This window comes from Mycobacterium sp., from assembly GCF_040509115.1.
In the GTDB taxonomy this organism is placed as follows: Bacteria; Actinomycetota; Actinomycetes; order Mycobacteriales; family Mycobacteriaceae; genus Mycobacterium.
The window spans coordinates 1-3,499 of record NZ_JBEVLO010000003.1; the positions used below are offsets into that span (position 1 = coordinate 1).

The 3,499-nt window shown below is 65.8% G+C and carries 4 protein-coding genes; 2 read left to right on the forward strand and 2 right to left on the reverse strand.

Annotation, left to right across the window (positions count from 1 at the left end; translation table 11 throughout):
- Together ABW137_RS00330 and ABW137_RS00335 are read right to left on the reverse strand one after the other, a co-directional pair.
- Positions 1-772: hypothetical protein (locus ABW137_RS00330; protein WP_526395765.1), on the reverse strand; the 772-nt coding region annotated here is incomplete at its 3' end.
- Between the two features lie 720 nt (positions 773-1,492).
- Positions 1,493-2,212 carry an SDR family oxidoreductase gene (locus ABW137_RS00335; protein ID WP_526395766.1) on the reverse strand — a complete coding sequence of 240 codons (720 nt, stop codon included), beginning with the start codon at positions 2,210-2,212 and terminating at the stop codon, positions 1,493-1,495.
- Between the two features lie 85 nt (positions 2,213-2,297).
- Between ABW137_RS00335 and ABW137_RS00340 the strand changes: the two genes are divergently transcribed.
- A complete protein-coding gene (locus ABW137_RS00340) occupies positions 2,298-2,888 on the forward strand; it encodes a TetR/AcrR family transcriptional regulator (protein WP_526395767.1) in 591 nt (196 codons plus the stop codon).
- A gap of 225 nt (positions 2,889-3,113) precedes the next feature.
- On the forward strand, positions 3,114-3,499 hold a 386-nt coding region (locus ABW137_RS00345), incomplete at its 3' end, for an SDR family NAD(P)-dependent oxidoreductase (protein ID WP_526395768.1).

The window sequence follows — 3,499 nt, forward strand, 5'->3', positions numbered from 1 at the left end:
CGTGGGCCGCGAAGGCGGTGCGGTTCGGAAGCCCGGTGAGCGCGTCCTCGCTCGCCATCCGCTCGATCAGGCGGCGGTCGGCCCGGCTCTTGCGGCCGGTGGCGACGAGCACGACCAGCCCGAGCAGGAACAGGGCCGACATCGCGAACGAGAGCAGCCAAGAGGCCTGCGTGACGCGCTCGACCCTGGCCGCGTTGATCCGGGTGTGCTCGGCCTCCTGCGCCTCCACGGACGTGCGGAGGTCGGCCATCAAGCCTTCGTGGGCCTCGATGATTTCCACCGCGGTCGTCAAGCTGCCCTGCTCGATGTTCGCGAGTATCCGTGCCGTAGCCGCCTGCAGCTCCAGCTCCTTGCCAACGATCACCGTGAACGGGTCTTCTCCACCGTCGTCGTCCCTTGCGAGACCGTCCAATGACGCGATGACGCGAGGCTGGATGGCCACCAGCTCGGCCCGCTCCTCTACTGAGGGGTCGGCGACCATCGCCTGCATCAGGTAGTGCTCCTCGGTCACGAGCGAGCTGGCCCGCTGGTGCGCGCGAGTCTCCGCGGCGGCCGCGTTCGTGCTGCGCAACAAAGCCGACTGGCTCCAGGTGCCGAGCATCGCCACCGAGATCAGCACGACCAGCGTGACGGTCAGGACGGTGCTCGCCCGGCGAGCGCGTGAAGGGTCCAGGATCGGCGCCGAGCGTGACGGCCTCGCGTCTCCTCGAATCGGAATCCCCCCGGGGGTCAACTCGTGCCCCGGCCCGTTGTCGTCGGGGACGATCTGCATGTCACGCCGGCGCCACCGTCACACCGTCGTTCTGCCCGTCCCAATACAGGCGACCAGGTGCTCCGCGCGGGTAGGGCGACCAACCCACTGGTGGTGATGATTCCGGCATGATGCTCAATTCTTCTACGCAGCAGGCGATTTAGAGATGATGCAGTTGGGCGCTCAACGCGAGTTTCCCTGCCATCCACATCCCCTCGTCCGACAAGATCTCGGGCGCAGCCTGCCAGTACCCCCAGTGCTAGCGACCGAGACGATCGCCTTTCACCGGTCCGGCCCTCGGGGCTCGAGATGAAACGCACCACCATCCCTCCGGACCGGCCTTGCAATCTAAGCTACACCACAACACCTGGTGTTTTCGCCGAGCAGCAAACTCGTTCATTCAAGCAGTGAAGGTTCCTCCGCTGGCGTGTGGTCACCCGTTGCACCGACTGCCCTGGTTGATCGACGCCGACAGCCTCGCTGCGGGATGGACCTTCAGAGGGCGAGGCCCGCATTCCGAGGGGTCGCCTGCGCGTCGACCCTTGCCGCGGTCGTCATTGCGCCGAGCGATGCGTCCAAAGCCGACGGTGCGTGTCGTGACGGCGAGCCATCGCGGTATGCGTTGGCACTCCGTCGATCTCACCTCGCTGCGCGCCGCCCGGGGACTCGGCGATGCGCTCGCCGACGCTTAGTGGAGGAGCGGCGCTGCTGGGTCTGCTACTGCGAACGCGACGGGCCGCATCAGCTCATACCGAGGGCGGAAAAGATTTGGTCGTAGCGCTCGGACGGTTCCAGCACCAGTCCGCCCTTCACCAAGGTTGTCCACTCGTCGGCAATCACCTCGGTGCGGCCGGACTCGATTGCGTCGAGTCCTGCTGCGGCGAGGTCGGCAGGGGAGATCTTCGCTCCCTCGACCCCCTTGGCCATGTCGGTGTCGACGAGACCCATGTGGACGCCCACGACGTGCGTGCCCTGCGCCGTCAGTTCGAGTCGCGTGGTGTCGGTGAGGCTCCATGCGGCGGCCTTGGATGCGGAGTAGGCCCCGGCGCCCGGGACGGTGAACCAGGACAGGGCTGAGACGACGTTGAGGATCGCACCGCCGCCGTTGGCTCCCAAGATCGGCGCAAAGGCGCGAGTCGTCAGCAGGGGACCGTAGAAGTTGGTCTCCATCTCCCGCCCGATGGTCACGAGGTCACCGGTGATCAGGGAGGTGCCGGTGGAGATGCCCGCGTTGTTGATCAGGACCTGAACGTCTCCGGCCGCGTCGGCGGCGGCCTGGACCTGATCGGGGTTGGTGATGTCGAGATCGATCGGCTGAACGCCGTCGGCGTCGATGGTGCTGGCGTCGCGCGCGGCCGCGTAGATCTTTGCAGCGCCGCGCTGCTTCAGTTGGGCCACGAATGCGGCCCCGATGCCTCGATTGGCGCCGGTCACCAGTACGACCGCGTCTTTGAGCAGCACGACTTCCTCTTTCCGTATCGATCACTATGCAATGGCGACACGACCGTAGCACAATTCATAGCGATCGCTACGGTATGCTGCGGTCATGGCCGGACGTCCACTTGGCTTCGACCGTGACGCCGCGTTGGCTGCGGCCGTCGAGCAGTTTTGGCGCGCGGGCTTCGCCGGAACCACCATCTCGATGCTGACCAAGGCAATGGGGGTGACCCCTCCCAGCCTCTACACGGCGTTCGGCGACAAGAACCGCCTCTTCGAGGAGGCCGCGGAGAACTATTTTCAACGCACGTGCGAAGCCATTGATCGCTTCGCCGAGCAGCGGACTGCCCACGACGCCATCGCTCAGATGCTGAACGGCACCGCCCGGGCGCACACCGCCGAAGGGACTCCACCCGGCTGTCTCATGCTGAGCGAGCCGCGACTGACCGCACAGCGCGACGACTTACGTCGTCGGATCAGAGACCGGCTCGATCGAGGTGTCCGCGACGGCGACCTCCCACCAGACACGTCAACCGACCAGCTGGCGACCTTCCTGGTAGCGGTGATGCGTGGCATGTCCGGCTCCGCCAGGGACGGCGGCACCTTCGATGAACTCCTGGCGATCGCGGCGACCGCCATGGCTGCACTGCCGCCCCGTCCGGATGGCGAGGATTCGTCAGGGTGTTTGCCCAGTGCGTGACGTCCTCCACGGCCCGTAGCCGTCCAATGCCATTCGCTCGCTGCCCGTCGGGTGGCTACCGGACCAGAGGGTCCCTGTCAGTACCCGTACTACGGGAGTCTCCTTGGCGTCGAAAATCTCGCCTAGCTTGCTAGGAGAGGTTCTCGGCTGAATCGGCGCATTCTGCAGGACCGAGGACGCGGCGGTATCGACTAGGGGCCCGTCCGACCAACGAGAAAGGCGACAGTGGTAAACAGCCAATTCGCAACGCATGCAGAACTCTTCGATCTAAGCGGCAAGCGCGGCCTTGTCACCGGTGGCACCAGGGGCATCGGGATGATGATCGCGAGGGGGCTTCTCCAGGCGGGCGTCCGCGTCGTCATCAGCTCACGCAACGCAGAAGCGTGTGCTCAGGCGCAGGAACAGTTGTCCGAATTCGGCGATGTCCGGGCGGTCCCCGCCGATCTGTCCCGACACGAGGAGTGTGAGCGCCTCGCTCACCTCGTCACGGCCGAGTCCGGAAGTCTCGACATCCTCGTCAACAATGCGGGGGCAATGTGGGACGAGCCGTTGGAGACGTTCCCGGACGAGGCCTGGGACACCATCATCGATCTCAACCTGAAGTCGCCGTT

Bases quoted from the DNA above. Each gene is read 5' to 3' on its own strand.
- ABW137_RS00340 (WP_526395767.1), top strand. From the start codon at position 2,298: ATGGCCGGACGTCCACTTGGCTTCGACCGTGACGCCGCGTTGGCTGCG.